This window comes from Haloarcula sp. CBA1122 (genome assembly GCF_009741785.1).
Lineage (GTDB): Archaea > Halobacteriota > Halobacteria > Halobacteriales > Haloarculaceae > Haloarcula > Haloarcula hispanica.
In genome coordinates this window covers 1-14,257 of record NZ_WPCB01000039.1, presented here as the reverse complement: position 1 = coordinate 14,257, position 14,257 = coordinate 1, and the positions used below count along the sequence as shown (strand labels likewise).

General features: G+C 64.7%; 15 protein-coding genes and 3 pseudogenes. 11 read left to right on the top strand and 7 right to left on the bottom strand.

Annotated features, from left to right (window positions below; all coding sequences use genetic code 11):
- Positions 1-45 precede the first annotated feature (45 nt).
- Positions 46-336 carry a hypothetical protein gene (locus GJ630_RS14375; RefSeq protein WP_014040954.1) on the top strand — a complete coding sequence of 97 codons (291 nt, stop codon included), beginning with the start codon at positions 46-48 and terminating at the stop codon, positions 334-336.
- A gap of 87 nt (positions 337-423) precedes the next feature.
- Here GJ630_RS14375 and GJ630_RS14370 read toward each other — a convergent pair whose 3' ends face one another.
- The 3 genes from GJ630_RS14370 to GJ630_RS14360 form a co-directional block, all read right to left on the bottom strand.
- On the bottom strand, positions 424-834 hold the full coding sequence (locus GJ630_RS14370; protein ID WP_004591450.1) for a DUF5778 family protein: 411 nt from the start codon (positions 832-834) through the stop codon (positions 424-426).
- 174 nt (positions 835-1,008) lie between these two features.
- Complete coding sequence (locus GJ630_RS14365; protein ID WP_004591449.1) at positions 1,009-1,203, bottom strand: cold-shock protein; 195 nt, start codon at positions 1,201-1,203, stop codon at positions 1,009-1,011.
- A gap of 2 nt (positions 1,204-1,205) precedes the next feature.
- Positions 1,206-1,400, bottom strand: a complete 195-nt coding sequence (locus tag GJ630_RS14360) for a cold-shock protein (RefSeq protein ID WP_004517065.1) — start codon at positions 1,398-1,400, stop codon at positions 1,206-1,208.
- A gap of 115 nt (positions 1,401-1,515) precedes the next feature.
- Between GJ630_RS14360 and uppS the strand changes: the two genes are divergently transcribed.
- Positions 1,516-2,442, top strand: a complete 927-nt coding sequence (gene uppS, locus GJ630_RS14355; protein WP_191450146.1) for a polyprenyl diphosphate synthase — start codon at positions 1,516-1,518, stop codon at positions 2,440-2,442.
- Between the two features lie 4 nt (positions 2,443-2,446).
- Here the strand turns inward: uppS and GJ630_RS14350 are convergent.
- A pseudogene (locus tag GJ630_RS14350) lies at positions 2,447-3,053 on the bottom strand (undecaprenyl diphosphate synthase family protein).
- A gap of 95 nt (positions 3,054-3,148) precedes the next feature.
- On the opposite strand from GJ630_RS14350, the gene GJ630_RS14345 reads away from it, so the two are divergent.
- Entirely contained in the window at positions 3,149-4,507 is a 1,359-nt protein-coding gene (locus GJ630_RS14345) for a DUF92 domain-containing protein (protein ID WP_014040958.1), read from the top strand.
- Positions 4,504-4,920 carry an N-acetyltransferase gene (locus GJ630_RS14340; RefSeq protein ID WP_014040959.1) on the top strand — a complete coding sequence of 139 codons (417 nt, stop codon included), beginning with the start codon at positions 4,504-4,506 and terminating at the stop codon, positions 4,918-4,920. Before GJ630_RS14345 ends, GJ630_RS14340 begins: the two co-directional genes overlap by 4 nt.
- Here GJ630_RS14340 and dnaG read toward each other — a convergent pair.
- Positions 4,917-6,254: a DNA primase DnaG gene (dnaG, locus tag GJ630_RS14335; protein WP_050036885.1), complete on the bottom strand. Its 1,338-nt coding sequence runs from the start codon at positions 6,252-6,254 to the stop codon at positions 4,917-4,919. The genes GJ630_RS14340 and dnaG overlap by 4 nt on opposite strands.
- A 180-nt stretch (positions 6,255-6,434) precedes the next feature.
- Complete coding sequence (locus GJ630_RS14330; RefSeq protein WP_050036886.1) at positions 6,435-7,145, bottom strand: sugar phosphate isomerase/epimerase; 711 nt, start codon at positions 7,143-7,145, stop codon at positions 6,435-6,437.
- 51 nt (positions 7,146-7,196) lie between these two features.
- Between GJ630_RS14330 and GJ630_RS14325 the strand changes: the two genes are divergently transcribed.
- From GJ630_RS14325 to GJ630_RS19635, 7 genes and pseudogenes are all read left to right on the top strand, one after another.
- Complete coding sequence (locus tag GJ630_RS14325; RefSeq protein WP_014040962.1) at positions 7,197-7,541, top strand: tRNA-binding protein; 345 nt, start codon at positions 7,197-7,199, stop codon at positions 7,539-7,541.
- A 75-nt stretch (positions 7,542-7,616) separates the two neighbouring features.
- Positions 7,617-7,826: a DUF3311 domain-containing protein gene (locus GJ630_RS14320; protein WP_004957724.1), complete on the top strand. Its 210-nt coding sequence runs from the start codon at positions 7,617-7,619 to the stop codon at positions 7,824-7,826.
- Positions 7,827-7,869: 43 nt separating this feature from the next.
- A pseudogene (locus GJ630_RS14315) lies at positions 7,870-9,353 on the top strand (sodium:solute symporter).
- Positions 9,354-9,455: 102 nt separating this feature from the next.
- Positions 9,456-9,881 carry a DUF2892 domain-containing protein gene (locus GJ630_RS14310; protein ID WP_008312632.1) on the top strand — a complete coding sequence of 142 codons (426 nt, stop codon included), beginning with the start codon at positions 9,456-9,458 and terminating at the stop codon, positions 9,879-9,881.
- 72 nt (positions 9,882-9,953) lie between these two features.
- Positions 9,954-10,871 carry a DUF6293 family protein gene (locus tag GJ630_RS14305; RefSeq protein WP_014040964.1) on the top strand — a complete coding sequence of 306 codons (918 nt, stop codon included), beginning with the start codon at positions 9,954-9,956 and terminating at the stop codon, positions 10,869-10,871.
- Positions 10,872-11,101: 230 nt separating this feature from the next.
- On the top strand, positions 11,102-13,825 hold the full coding sequence (locus GJ630_RS14300; protein WP_191450144.1) for a valine--tRNA ligase: 2,724 nt from the start codon (positions 11,102-11,104) through the stop codon (positions 13,823-13,825).
- Between the two features lie 96 nt (positions 13,826-13,921).
- A complete protein-coding gene (locus GJ630_RS19635) occupies positions 13,922-14,098 on the top strand; it encodes a hypothetical protein (protein WP_008312626.1) in 177 nt (58 codons plus the stop codon).
- A 35-nt stretch (positions 14,099-14,133) separates the two neighbouring features.
- Here the strand turns inward: GJ630_RS19635 and GJ630_RS20625 are convergent.
- Positions 14,134-14,257, bottom strand: a pseudogene (locus tag GJ630_RS20625) (DUF1405 domain-containing protein); the annotation flags it as partial.

Genomic DNA, 14,257 nt, shown 5'->3' with positions numbered 1-14,257 from the left:
CCGGGTCGCCGGAGCGTTTTACCCCCTTGCGCCCCTAACCCGCGCGTGGCAATCTCGACAGCCGAGCTGGCGGTCCGGCTGCTGGTCTACCTGTTTGTCCTGATAGGGGTACCGCTGTGGTTCGTGCTGATGTTCCGGCTCATGGACTACGCCGCACACGATACGCTGGTCGAGCAGTTCAGTGGTCGACGTAACGGTCGCGACACCGGCCAGCTCAACGCCTACTTCGAACAGGCCGCCGTCGAGGCCACGACCTGTCGTATCTGTGGCGCAGCGAACGGCCCGGACTACACCTACTGTCACAACTGCCAGGAACGGCTGGCGGCCGGCGACTGATACTGTTGGACGTAACTTCGTACAGCTATTCGCCACCCTGGGAGTGGCGACATTCTTGAAAGGCTTCCGTCCGACAGTACGACGCGGTTACTCGCCTTCGACACCGGTTACCGCGTAGCCGGCGTCCTCGATAGCTTCGAGAATGCCGTCGTGGTCGGCGCTGGCCTCGTAGTAGAACACCAGATCGAAGGAGCCGTTGCGCAGGAGCTGCTGGCACTCCCAGACGAACTCCTCGCCGTCCAGCGTGAGGCCCTGGTGCTGGTTCGACGCGAACTCGGGGTCGTCGCTGCCGGAGTAAACGTACGTATCCTTCGGGTCCAGGCCCGCGCCTTCGGCGATGAGTTCGCCGACCTCGATGGTGGCCTGCATCATCTCGATCTCGTCGCTGCCGTCGTACTCCGTGTGGACGACAGCGCCGTTGAGCTGAATCTCGCCGGGCTCAAGCAGTTGTTTAGTCCGGCGGTAAAGGTCGTCGTCAAGTGCGTCGGCCTCGCTCATACCATGCGGTCGGTGTTGCTGTCCCTAAGACACTTCGGATTCCAAACGCTGGTCGGCTCTACCCGAAGATATTCGGTTCGAGGGGCGGCACAGCGACAGCGGTGGGAACCCACGCGCTGCCGAGTCGCACCGCTCGGTCAGTCGTGAACCCGTTGAAAAGCGAGCCGGTCTCGCTTACAGTCGCGTGAGGTTCTTCGCTCGCGGGCCTTTGTCTGCCTGTTCGATGTCGAATTCGACTTCTTGCCCTTCTTCTAAGTCCGGGCCGCCGACGTCTTCCATGTGGAAGAACACGTCTTCGTCGGCATCGTCGGTTTCGATGAAACCGTAGCCACCCGTATCGTTGAAGAAGTCGACAGTGCCTGTCGCCATGGTTACAGCCGCGTGAGGTTTTTCGCGCGCGGGCCTTTGTCGGCCTGCTCGATCTCGAATTCCACTTCTTGCCCCTCCTCGAGGTCAGGACCGTCGATGTCCTCCATGTGGAAGAAGACGTCCTCGTCGGAGTCTTCGGTATCGATGAACCCGTAACCGCCTGTGTCGTTGAAGAAGTCTACCGTACCGGTCGCCATTGCAATTTGAACGTTAAGCCGGGGTATATTAAAACTATGCGCATATATTTCGATAGATTAGGTGGGAAATAACTGTACCCAGTCCCTTCCACAAAGCCCTTATTGAGTGGTTGAAATGTACACAACGATGCTATCGAGGGGGAAGCGACTGGGATATGCGGCCTACGAGCGATTGCTCCAGTGGGAACTGTCAGGGACGCCCGACCACGTCGCAGTTATTATGGACGGGAACCGAAGATACGCGGAAAAGCAGGGCGCCAAAAAACAGGAAGGCCACAGAGAAGGAGCCCAAACAACGGAGGCGCTGCTGAACTGGTGTGACGAACTCGGCGTTCGTGAGGTGACGCTGTACACGTTCTCGACGGAAAACTTCGACCGCGACCCCGAGGAACGCGAACACATCTTCGACCTCGTCGAACAGAAGCTCCGAACATTTGCCGACGCCGACCGGGTCCACGAGGCCGGCGTGTGTATCCGCGCCATCGGCGAGACAGAGATGCTACCCGACCGGGTCCGAGACGCTGTCGACTACGCTGAAGGGCGAACCGCCCAGTACGACCAGCTCAACCTCAACATCGCGCTGGCCTACGGCGGCCGGGCCGAACTGCTCGGCGCGGCCCGCAACGTCGCCACTGCCGTCGAAGACGGAACCCTCGACCCGACGGACGTCTCTGCGGAAACCATCGAAGAGCGGCTTTACGAGGGGCCGACCCGCGACGTTGATCTCATCGTTCGAACCGGCGGTGACGAACGCACCTCGAACTTCCTGCCGTGGCACGCCAACGGCAACGAGGCTGCCACGTTCTTCTGTACGCCCTACTGGCCCGAATTCCGGAAGGTCGACTTCCTGCGAGCGATTCGGACGTACCAGAACCGAGAGCAGTCCTGGCGGACGACCCGTGCCGAGCGCTCGCTGGCACTGGTTCGTGCCATCGAGCAGTCGGAACTCCCGACGGCCAAACGGATGCTCGGACGGTTCCGGGACGCGCTCCCGAGCGCCGAGCGCGAGCAACTTGAGGACGAGTACGAAATCGCAGACTGACCTCCTAGCGGCCAAAGCGCCGCTGTCGCTCCTGATAATCCCGCACGCCCGCAAGTAATCCCGAAGCCGGAAGTTCTGCCAGTCACGTCAGTGAAATACAGCTCCGAATACACGGACTGCCAGATCATGAAATCCGAGAGCCGTTCGGCCCCGGTCTTGATAACCAGATCCGGGTCGGTCGGGAAGACGAGATGCTCCTCGACCGCGGCCTCGTCGATATCGTTCGGGTCGAGTGAGCCTGCATCGACGTCTTCCGCGAGCTTCTGGACGGCCGTCGCGAACTCCGACTGTCCGCCGAGGCCGATGGATATCTGGATCGGGGCGTCGGCCGTCGTCTCGTCGTCCGGTACTCTGACCGCTATCTCCCGTGGCGCGGTGACGCTTTCGAGTTCGCGCTGGAGCGTCGGAATCGCTTCCTCGTCGAGGACGCTCACGTAGACGACGACGGTATCGGTGCCGTACTGAACGGCCCAGTCGAAGAATCGCTCTAAGGTCCGGTATGCACCGTCTCCCAGGAGGTCCCGCTCGGTGATCACCAGCGCGACCGTCTCGGGCAGGTCGGCGTCGCTGCGCCGAACGCGCATCGCGAGATATCGGTCGTATAGTCCCACGCCCGCCGGTATGCTGACAGCCCCAGTAAATCTCACGGTACCGTCGCCTCCGCAGTTCGGAAAGGGTAAGTGCCTCTCGGGGATACCGGTGGGACGTGACTGGCACAGTCCGTCGGGCAGGCGCGTTCGCCGCCGTGGGGACCCTCGCGGTCGCCGTCCCGGCCGCAACGGGCTTTCGCTCGCTCGAACTCGCGACTGTCGCCGCTATCGCACCCTTCGTCCTCGTCGCCGCGCTCGGCGTGACGGTCATCGGGCAGGACTCGCGGCTGTTCGACCTGTTCGCCCGTCCCGGCGACTACGAGGACGGGAAACTGTACGGCCTGGCGGCCTTCTCGCTTGCCGCCGCCGGGCTCGCGCTGCTTGCCGTCCGATTCAGTCTACCGGTGCCGGTGTTCGTCGGCGTCGTCGTCATCGTCGCCTACGGGAACCTCGGCCAGCGACTCGCCTACACCGTCCGCTCCGACGAGGTGGTCGCAACCGCAGGCTTCGTGCTCGTCGGCTTCGTCGCCGGCGTCGCGGGACAGGTGGCGGGAACGCGGATTCAGGCCGCCGTCGGCGAGGGAGCGGCCGCCGTCGACATTCCACTCGTGCTGTTTCTCGCCGCCAGCGGCGCGTTCGTCGCTGCCCTGCTTCGCTCGGTCCTGTTCGAACGGGACGACCCGCTGGTGATGCTCACGGTGGGACTGCTGCTGTGGCTGTTTTTCGAACTCGACCCGTCGGTGACTGCACAGCGCGTCGTCATCGCGCTCGCCGTGACAGTACTGCTCGGCTATCTCTCCTACGCGCTCGACACGGCGTCCCTCCCGGGGATGCTCACCGGCGTTCTCCTCTCGTTTTTGACCATCGTTCTCGGCGGTTTCGGCTGGTTCGCCATGCTGATTTCCTTTTTCGCGCTCGGTGGCCTCTCGACGAAGTTCCGCTACGAGGAGAAACTGGACCGCGGCATCGCCGAGGAGAACGAGGGCGCACGCGGGAGCGGGAACGTGCTCGCGAACTCCATCGTCGCGCTGTTCGCCGTCGTCGCCGCGGCGGCGAGTCCGAGCCACATCGCCGTCGACCCGCTGCTGTTCTTCTATGCCTTCGCCGGGGCCGTCGCCGCCGCGATGACCGACACGTTCTCCAGTGAGTTCGGCGGGCTCTACGACAACCCGCGACTCATTACGACGCTCAAACCCGTCGAGCCGGGCACTGACGGCGGCGTCACCTGGCAGGGCGTGGCCGCCGGGGCCATCGGGGCAGGCATCATCGCTGGCATCGCCGCGCTCACGCAGGACATCAGTACAGTCGGTAGCGGCGTCATCCTCCTCTGTGGGCTGGTCGGCATGACCGTCGACAGCCTGCTGGGTGCGACTGTCGAGGGCTCGGTCGTCGGCAATCAGGGCGTCAATATGCTCGCAACCCTGGCGGCCGCGCTGACCGGCGCTGGCGTCGTGCTGACCGCCGGCCTCCTATGATCCGCGAGGCTCGCCCCGAAGACGAGGTCCGTCTCCGGGCGATCCAGACGGACGCGCTCGACGAGCCGTGGCCGGAGCTCCTCGGCGTCGGAATCGACGGCCCGCCGCTCGTGCTGGTCCTCGATATCGGCGAACCGCTCGGCTACGCGCTTGTCGTGCCGGACCACCCGGTCGCGTACCTGGCGGAGTTCGCCATCACGCCCGGCAAACAGGGGCAGGGCCTCGGGACGACACTTATGCACGGGCTTCTGGACAGGCTCCGGACTGGTGGGTTCGAAACAGCGAGACTCACCGCGCGCGCTGACGACGAGCGGGCACGCTCGTTCTACGACGGGTTCGGGTTCTCGGTCGCCGACGAGCTACCCGACCACTACGACGACGGCGACGGTGTGTTGCTCGTTCGCGAACTCTAGTCCTCGATGCGAACCTGTACGGCCGTCGGCTGTTTGACGTACTCGCCGTGGCCGGCAGCGACGACGACATCGACGCCGCGCTGGGCGGCAACGTCGAGGAGCTTCTGCGTGCAGTCGGCATCGATGACGACGGTCTTGGGAACGGCCTCAGCGGCTGCAAGCAGCGAGACGACGGTATCAGCATCGCCTTCAGCGAGCAGCGTCGCGTCCTCGTCGACCAGCCTGGCCGTCCCGCTGTGGTTCTGAATGACGGCCTCGATGTGGTCCGAAAGCGAGGGGATGGTCGGTCCGTCGCCGCTTTCGGTCGACTCCTCGTCGGCTGCGGCATCCGCCACAGCGGTTGCGTTCGAGTTGTCCGCGACACTCGTCGCCCCCTCGGTCGTTTCGGCCTGCGCCGACCCGGCCTGCGGAGCGGGCGCGGGCTGGCTGTCTGCGGTGTCCTCCGACGTCGCGGCCGCCACGGCACCGCCGTCAGCGGTCGTCGACTCCTCGGGATGGGACATCTCCTCGCGGATGCTGTCGAGGCTCTTGGCGCTTGCGACCGTCTCGTAGGGAACCTTGTCCCGGAGCGCCGACATCACCTCGCTGCGTGAGAGGTCCTCGACGGACTTGCCGGTGGGAGTGACAGCGACATAGTCAACGTCGCCGACCTGCGCGAGTTCCTTCAGAATGAGGTCCCCGCCGCGGTCACCGTCGAGGAACGAGGTCACCGTCCGGCCGGCCGTCAGGTCCGCAATGGCGTCGGGGACGTCCGTTCCCTCGACTGCGACGGCGTTTTTGATGCCGTATTTGAGCAGTTGCATCACGTCCGAGCGACCCTCGACGACGACAATCGCGTCGGAGTCGGCCACCCGCGGGCCGGCCGGGAGTCCCTCGTAGTCGGTCACGTCGGCGACCCGGACCTGCTGTCTGACCGTCTCGACGATGTCCGCGGTCTGGATCGACTTCTCCTCGAAGTCGTTCAGGAGTTCCGTCGCGCGCTCGACGACTTCGCGCCGCTTGGCGCTGCGTACGTCCTCTATCTCTGAGACCTCGATTTCGGCGCGACACGGCCCCACCTGTTCGATGGTCTCCAGTGCTGCGGCGAGGATCGCTGTCTCGACTCTGTCGAGACCGCTCGCGACGGTGATCTCGCCGAAGGACTGTCCGCCTTCGGAGCGTATCTCCACGTCGATGCGGCCGACCTTCTTCGAGTCCTGCAGGTCCCGCAGGTCCAGTTCGTCGCCGAGTAGCCCTTCCGTCTGGCCGAACACCGCGCCGACGACGTCGCTCCGCTCGACGACTCCCGCCGCCGTGATGTCGGCATGTATCAGATATTTCGCCGTATCTTGCATGATTGTCCTGTTTTCCAGCCCGTCGAACGCTGTTCCGACGGATTGCTGTCACTATACTGATGTTGGGAAGTACAGCGGAATAACCTTGCGCACGCGAGTCGGTGGAGGAAAACCTCACTCAGTTGACTTTCGAGCCGACACTGCCTCGATGGATCGCTGTGCACCAGACGGGTCAGCCACTCACTCCAGCAACGGGCGCATACCGCCGATACCCGCCTGGATGGCGTCGACCGGGTCCTCGGGGTCGTCGTGTTCGAAAACGAGCCATTCAGTCCCGGCCTCGCGGGCCGCATCCACCACGGCCTGGAGCGGGACGACCCCCTCGCCGAGAGCGGTCGGCTCCCCGTCCTCTGTCATGTCCTTGAGGTGGACGACGGGAACGCGCCCGTCGAGTCGCCGAATCAGGGCGGCAGGGTCTTGACCCGCCGCGTGCGCCCAGCCGGCGTCGAACTCGAAGTCGATCGTCGTCCGGTCGACGAGCGCGTCGAAGGCGGTGCCATCGCCGAGCGGGACGAACTCGTGGTCGTGGTTGTGATACAGCAGGGGTCGGTCGAACTCCGTGTCGAGCATCCCGAGCAGCGTCGCGGTCGACTCGACGGCGCGCTCGCTCGCGAAATGGTCGTCATCGAGATACGGAAGGACGATGGACGGCGCGTCGAGCGTCCGGGCCTGATTCTCAACGGTGCGAGAATCGGACTGCAGGTCCTCCAGTTGGACGTGGACGCCGGCGATACCGAGCCCCGCCTCGTCGAGCGCACGTCGGGATGCGCCCGGGTCGCCGATGCCGGCGAACTCCACGCCGTCGTAGCCGGCGGCGCTGATGCGGTCGAGCACGTCCGATAGCGGCTCCCGGAGTTCCCGGAGCGTCCAGAGCTGGATCGCTGTCTGCATACCGTTGCTGCGAACGCTGTCGTAAAATAACTGGACGGACTACCGGGGGGCATGGGATTCACTGAAACGGAGATCGACCCCGCGCGGTTCCTCGAAGACGTAGAGATGCGTATCGGCGAAATCGTCGACGTCGAACCGTTCCCCGAAGCCCGCAAGGACGTGTACAAACTCGACGTGGATTTCGGCGACGAGACGCGCCAGTCCGCCGCGGGACTGACCGACGTGTACGACCCGGAGGACCTGCTCGGCTCGCAGGTCGTCGCTGTCGTCAACCTCGGAACGGTCTCCATCGCCGGCTTCGAGAGCGAGTGCCTGGTCACCGGCGTCGACAGCACGGACGGTGTCGTCCACCTGACGCCCGAGCGGGAGGTCGAACCCGGGACGCGCGTGTATTGAAGAATATAGTTCTTCAACAACTATCGGTGAAGGTTCGTTACCCATTAGTACCGCCAGCGGCTAGCCTGTCGTAATATGAGTACGGTCAGGGCCGCTGGGTGGACAGTCGTCGCGCTCGTGTTGATGGCGCTGGCAGTGCCGTGGTTCCTCTGGGACACCAGCACGGTCGCGGCCGGGCTGCCCGTATGGCTGTGGTGGCACGTTGGATGGATGGCGCTTGCGAGCGTCGTCTTTGCTGTCTTTGCGCGCACCGACTGGGGCCTCGGCGTCGAAGAGGTGAACTGACGTGGCCGATACTGCGCTCCAGTTGGGTATCGTCGGCGCGTACATGGTCGTCGCGCTCGCGGTGGGCGCAGTCGCCTACCGGCTCACCGAGCGCACCGCCGAGGACTACTACCTCGCAAGCCGGACGCTCGGCACGGTCGTGCTGTTGTTTACCACCTTCGCGACGCTACTGTCGGCGTTTACCTTCTTCGGCGGCCCGAACCTCGCGTTCAGCGCCGGCCCCGAGTGGATTCTCGTGATGGGACTGATGGACGGTATCATCTTCGCCGTCCTCTGGTACGTGCTGGGATACAAGCAGTGGCTGGTCGGCAAGCGCCACGGCTACGTGACGCTTGGTGAGATGCTTGGCGACCGGTTCGGGTCGACGGCGCTCCGGGTTGTCGTCGCCGCTGTGAGCCTCGTCTGGCTGTTCCCGTACGTGATGCTCCAGCAGAAGGGGGCCGGCCAAGCCATCGTCGGCCTCACGAACGGCGCGGTCCCGTTCTGGGTCGGAGCCGGCGGCATCACGCTGTTCATGATTCTCTACGTCGCGCTCTCGGGAATGCGTGGCGTCGCCTGGACCGACACGCTTCAGGGGCTGTTCATGCTCTCGCTGATCTGGGTCGCCGTCGCCTGGGTCCTGTCGGCCGTCGGCGGCGCGGGCGAGGCGACGGCCCTGCTGGCGTCCGAAAAGCCGGCGTTTGTCGGTCTCGGCGGCGGCCTCTACACGCCGCAGTACATCATCTCGACCGCAGTCAGTATCGCCTTCGGCGTGACGATGTTCCCGCAGATCAATCAGCGCTTCTTCGCCGCCGGCTCGAAGAAGGTGCTCAAGCGCACGTTCGCGCTCTGGCCGGTACTGGTCCTGCTCCTGTTCGTCCCGGCGTTCATGCTGGGGGCGTGGGCGGCCGGGCTTGGTATCACCGTCCCAGAGGGCGGCAACGTCATCCCGGCGCTGCTGGGCGAGTACACGCCGACGTGGTTCACCGCGCTGGTCATCGCCGGCGCGATGGCCGCGATGATGTCCTCCAGCGACTCGATGTTGCTTTCGGGGTCGTCGTACCTCACCCGTGACCTCTACCGGCCGCTGACCGGCCGCAACGATGCCAGCGACGAGGCGACCGACCGTCGCGAGGCGCTCGTCGCCCGCCTCGGTGTGGTCGCTTTCGCCACCCTCTCGTTCATTGCGAGCCTCTACACGCCGGGGACACTGGTCCAGATTGGTGACACCGCCTTCAGCGGCTTCGCCCAGCTAACTGTCCCAGTCGCGCTGGCGCTGTACTGGCAGGGAACCACACGCACCGGGATGTACGCCGGCGTGGTGGGTAGTCAGGTGTTCTACGGCCTGCATGTCTTCCCGGTCATTGCGACGGTTGGGGGACTGGTCGGCCTCGACGTCGCCCTGCCGACAGCGTACCTGGCTGGACGCCCGGCATCGTCGGCATTCTGGTCGGTCTCGTGTTGACAGTCGCCGTCTCGCTGGTGACTGCCCCCGCCGCGACCGAGAATCGCACTGCCTACGCCGTCACCGGTATCGAAAGCGACTGAGACACGGTCGGTCTGCGTGCCGCCCTCCGGCACGGCAACCACTGGACGGCGGCCGCCGGCAGACATGTAAACCTACAAAAGCGTCCAGACCAATGTGCCAGTATGGACTCCGACCAAAACGTCGGCGGTCGCGACCGCCTGATCCGAGCGGTGCTGGCAGTCGTTCTGACAATCGTCTCCCTGCGCTGGCTTCGCAGCGGGAAGCGCAAGCGCGGCCTGCTCGCCGGAATCGGCGCGCTCGGCCTGGGATTCAACGCCTCGACAGGCTACTGTGGGTTCAACGATACGCTCGACATCGACACGTCGGCCGATGACGACGACGTGTTTGCCCCGGATGCGGACGACGAGCCGGCAGCTGACGAGTCGACGGACGTGAGCGTGGACTTCACCTCCTCCGGCGATACCGAGGCCTCGAACGGCCACGCCAGCGGTAAGCTGACCTGCGCCGTCTGCGAGGACCCTATTGTTCCCGGGGAGCGCCGTGGGCCGAACGATGACGGCGCTATCGTGCACGAAAGCTGCGAGTAACGCGCCGCCCCGATACGCGCTCGGCAGCCCGAGTCTGGTTCTTTTTATAATCACCGTCCCAGTCTTTCACGTATGCAGACCCACATCGTCCCGGTCGGATTCGACTACGACCGGCTCATCGCGCCGCTCGTGCGCGAGCAACTCGACGTTGACCGCGTCATCCTGCTCGAGGGCGCGGTCGGCAGCGAGGCCAACGTCGAGTACTCGCGAAACCTCGCCGAGAAGTTAGAGAAGGACTACCAGAACCTGCTCGGAGCGGAAACCGAGCGGTTCGTCGTCGCCGACGTGTACGACTACGACGAGGCCTTCGAGCAGGCCTTCGAGCTCATCAACGCCGAACTCGACGCGGGCAGCGAGGTGTGGGTCAACGTCTCCGCGATGCCTCGGACTGTCTCGTTTGCCTTTGCGACCGCAGCCCACTCGATCATGGTCGAGCGCGAGGGCGACCGGGACCGCATCCACACCTACTACACGGTCCCCGAGAAGTATCTGGAGACGGAACTCGCCGAGGAACTGCGCAAGCAGATCGACATGCTAGAGGACATGCGCACGGGCGAAGAAGTCGACGAGCGAATTGACGACCGACTCGAAACCGCGCGGGACCTGCTATCGGAGTTCGACGAGCGGGGGACAACCATCGGCGCGAAGGAGATCGACGGCTCCCACATCGTCGAACTGCCGGTCGCTTCCTTCTCGAACGTCAAGCCCTTCGAGGAGGTCATCCTCTTCACGCTGGGCGAACACGGCGAGTTCGAGTCCGTCTCCGAACTGGCCCAGCAGTTGGCCCGGGATCTGGGTGAGGAGTACACCGACTCCTTCCGCTCGAAGGTCATCTACAACGTCGACCGGCTCGGCCCCGGCGGAAAGGGGTACATCGAGCAGGAGGAACACGGGAAATCCTACCGGACGACGCTCTCCCGCATCGGGCAACTGTGGGTCCGGGCCCACTCCGCCGAGGACCGCAAGCACCGCGAGTCCGACCTGCCGTGAGCTGGTCGCTGGTATGAGCCCGTCGGGACGCTGGCGAAAACCGAAGTCATTAATCCTGCCGTAGGTCGAGTATTGTACAGATGGTGCGTCGACTCTCCCGAACGCTGGTTCTCGCGCCCGTCGGTGTAGGGGCCCCCACGCCCCACACCACCCCCACCTATCGACGCACGCACCGCTGATAACCACGCCGCAGTCCGATGCGACCCGGGTGTTACACCCACAGTTTGAATATGAGTGACACACAGGACCCACCGCAGGACGAATCGACCGCAGACGAATCAGAAAACGCCCTCGACGGGGAGTACGACCCCCGCGAGGTAGAGCCGGAGTGGCAGGACCAGTGGGTCGCCGACAAGACCTACGCCTACGACGAGGACGCCGACACCCGCTTTACTATCGATACGCCGCCGCCGACGGTGTCGGGGAACCTCCACATGGGCCACCTCTACCAGTTCACGCTGCAGGACTTCGTCGCCCGCTTCCACCGGATGCGCGACGACACCGTCTACTTCCCCTTCGGCTACGACGACAACGGCATCGCCTCGGAGCGGCTCACCGAGCGCGAACTCGGCATCCGCCACCAAGATTACCCGCGCCGAGAATTCCAGGAGAAGTGCCGAACGGTGTGTACGGAGTTCGAGGACGAGTTCACCGAGGACGTGCAGTCGCTGGCGATTTCTATCGACTGGGACAACACCTACAAGACCATCGCGCCGGACGTGCAGCGAGTCTCCCAGTTGTCCTTCCTCGACCTCTACGAGCAGGGTCGGGAGTACCGCCAGCGCGCGCCGACCATCTGGTGTCCGGACTGTGAGACGGCTATTTCACAGGTCGAGCAGGAGGACAAGGACAAGCACACGAAGTTCAACGACATCGCCTTCGATCTGGTCGAAACCGGCGAGGGACCAGCCGACGAGGGCGCGACGTTCACGATTTCGACGACCCGGCCCGAGCTACTGCCGGCGTGTGTCGCCGTCTTCGTCCACCCCGACGACGACGAAAACCAGCACCTCGTCGGTGGCTCCGCGCGGGTCCCGATCTTCGAGCAGGAGGTGCCCATCATCGCCGACGAGCGCGTCGACATGGAGACCGGCAGCGGCATCGTGATGTGCTGTACCTTTGGCGACCAGAACGACATCGAGTGGTATCAGGCCCACGACCTGCCGCTACGGCTCGCCATCGACGAGTCCGCGACGATGACCGACCTCGCCGGTGAGTACGAGGGGATGCATACCACCGAAGCTCGCGAGGCCATCATCGAGGACCTCGGCGAAGAAGGGTCGCTGCTGGAGAGCCGCGACCACGACCACACCGTGCAGGTCCACGAGCGCTGTGAGGAGGAAGTCGAGTACCTCGTCACCGAGCAGTGGTACATCGAGCTACTCGACAAGAAAGAGGAGTACATCGAGGCCGGCCGCCAGATGGAGTGGTTCCCCGAGAAGATGGCCACCCGCTACGAGCACTGGATTGAGGGGCTCGAATGGGACTGGTGCATCTCCCGCCAGCGCGATTCGGGCATCCCGATCCCGGTGTGGTACTGTGACGACTGCGGCGAGCCCGTGATGGCCGAGCGCGAGCAGCTGCCGGTTGACCCGCTGTCGGACGCCCCGCCGGTCGATAGCTGCCCCGAGTGTGGCCACGACTCGCTGACGCCCGAGGAGGACGTCTTCGACACGTGGGCAACCTCGTCGCTGACGCCGCTCGTGAACGCCGGCTGGGACTGGGATGCGGACAGTGAGTCGTTCACCATGGAACTGCCCGAGCTGTACCCCTTCGACCTGCGCCCGCAGGGTCACGACATTATCTCGTTCTGGCTGTTCCACACCGTCGTCAAGTGCTACGAGCACACCGGCGAGGTGCCATTCGAGAACGTGATGATAAACGGGATGGTGCTGGACGAGAACCGCGAGGCGATGTCCAAGTCCAAGGGCAACGTCATCCCGCCCAGCGAGGTGCTTGAAGAGTTCCCGGTCGACGCCACCCGCTACTGGGCCGCCGGCACCTCCATCGGCGACGACTTCCCGTACAAGGAGGGAGACCTCGAAGCTGGTGAACGGCTCCTCCAGAAGCTCTGGAACGCCTCGCGGCTGGTCGACCAGCTCACGCCGGCCGCCCAGCCCGACGAGCCCGAGGAGTTGGCCGCGGTCGACGAGTGGCTGCTGGCCGAACTCGATGCGACCGTGGAGTCAGTCACGACGAAGTTCGAGGACTACGAGTTCTCGAAGGCCCGGAACGAACTCCGGTCGTTCTTCTGGAACACGTTCTGTGACGACTACCTCGAAATCGCCAAGCAACGGCTGTCTGGCGAGGCGCGGAGCGCCTCGGAACAGTCGAGCGGGCAGGGCCCGCGAGACGAGGGTGACGACGCGTCGACCGAGTTCACGCTCCTGCAGGCCCACCGGACCTTCCTGCAACTGTTCGCGCCGTTCCTCCCGCACATCACGGAGGAACTGTGGGAGCGGTGCTACGAGGAAGATAGCTCAATCCACACGACGGACTGGCCGACCTCGGGCGGCTACGATGCCGACCTCGAAGCGGGCGAGACGGCGATGGAGGTCGTCTCCGCGCTCCGGCGGTACAAGACCGAGAACGGACTGCCGCTGAACGCCGACCTCGACCACGTCGAGGTGTTCGGCCACATCGCCGGCTTCGAGGATGCTGTCGCCGAGGCGATGCACGTCACCCAGCTGGACACCTACGATGAGGCCCCGGACATCACGACCGAAGTCAGCGGCATCGACCTCGACTACTCCATCGTCGGCCCCGAGTTCGGCAGCGAAGTCGGCTCGATTGACGACGCTATCGAGAGCGGCGACTACGAGATCGACGGCGACGCGCTGCGGGTCGCCGGCGTCGAACTCGACGACGAGATGTTCGCCGTCGAGGAGTCCCGGACCTACTCCGGCGAGGGCGAGATGACCGAAACCGAGAGCGCAGTCGTCGTCGTTCGGTAAGCTCGCCGCGTTTTTCCGACATCCGGCACTCCTATCCGGTCGCACCCATCGCCGCGACCAGTAGCATCAAGACCTGTGGGTCCGGTCATTGGAACCATGCGAACAGAGGAGACGATCCGGGACCGCATCGAGGCGCTGCAGGACGAGTACGACAGGCACGACCCGCCGTCGACCGAGCTAGAAGACGAGGCTGAGGTCGCCATCCTGCGCGCTATCGAGGAACTAGAGTGGGTCCTCGACGAGCGCGAGGCCGAGGACGGGTTCACGACCTGAGACCCGAGGACACCACTAGCGGAGGACAGCGCCGGTCACGCCTGCCGCTTCACTTTCTCTACGCGCGTCGCCAGTGCGAGAAACGTCGCCATGAGCGTCAGCACGACCGCCCAGCCGCCCGCGAGGTCGTGGGCCAGCACCGTGTGGTCGAACCCGCCG

Bases quoted from the DNA above. Each gene is read 5' to 3' on its own strand.
- GJ630_RS14340 (WP_014040959.1), top strand. From the start codon at position 4,504: ATGATCCGCGAGGCTCGCCCCGAAGACGAGGTCCGTCTCCGGGCGATC.
- GJ630_RS14300 (WP_191450144.1), top strand. From the start codon at position 11,102: ATGAGTGACACACAGGACCCACCGCAGGACGAATCGACCGCAGACGAA.
- GJ630_RS14320 (WP_004957724.1), top strand. From the start codon at position 7,617: ATGAGTACGGTCAGGGCCGCTGGGTGGACAGTCGTCGCGCTCGTGTTG.
- GJ630_RS14305 (WP_014040964.1), top strand. From the start codon at position 9,954: ATGCAGACCCACATCGTCCCGGTCGGATTCGACTACGACCGGCTCATC.
- GJ630_RS14365 (WP_004591449.1), bottom strand. From the start codon at position 1,203: ATGGCGACAGGCACTGTCGACTTCTTCAACGATACGGGTGGCTACGGT.
- GJ630_RS14330 (WP_050036886.1), bottom strand. From the start codon at position 7,145: ATGCAGACAGCGATCCAGCTCTGGACGCTCCGGGAACTCCGGGAGCCG.
- GJ630_RS14325 (WP_014040962.1), top strand. From the start codon at position 7,197: ATGGGATTCACTGAAACGGAGATCGACCCCGCGCGGTTCCTCGAAGAC.
- GJ630_RS14360 (WP_004517065.1), bottom strand. From the start codon at position 1,400: ATGGCGACCGGTACGGTAGACTTCTTCAACGACACAGGCGGTTACGGG.
- GJ630_RS14310 (WP_008312632.1), top strand. From the start codon at position 9,456: ATGGACTCCGACCAAAACGTCGGCGGTCGCGACCGCCTGATCCGAGCG.
- GJ630_RS14370 (WP_004591450.1), bottom strand. From the start codon at position 834: ATGAGCGAGGCCGACGCACTTGACGACGACCTTTACCGCCGGACTAAA.
- GJ630_RS19635 (WP_008312626.1), top strand. From the start codon at position 13,922: ATGCGAACAGAGGAGACGATCCGGGACCGCATCGAGGCGCTGCAGGAC.
- uppS (WP_191450146.1), top strand. From the start codon at position 1,516: ATGTACACAACGATGCTATCGAGGGGGAAGCGACTGGGATATGCGGCC.
- dnaG (WP_050036885.1), bottom strand. From the start codon at position 6,254: ATGCAAGATACGGCGAAATATCTGATACATGCCGACATCACGGCGGCG.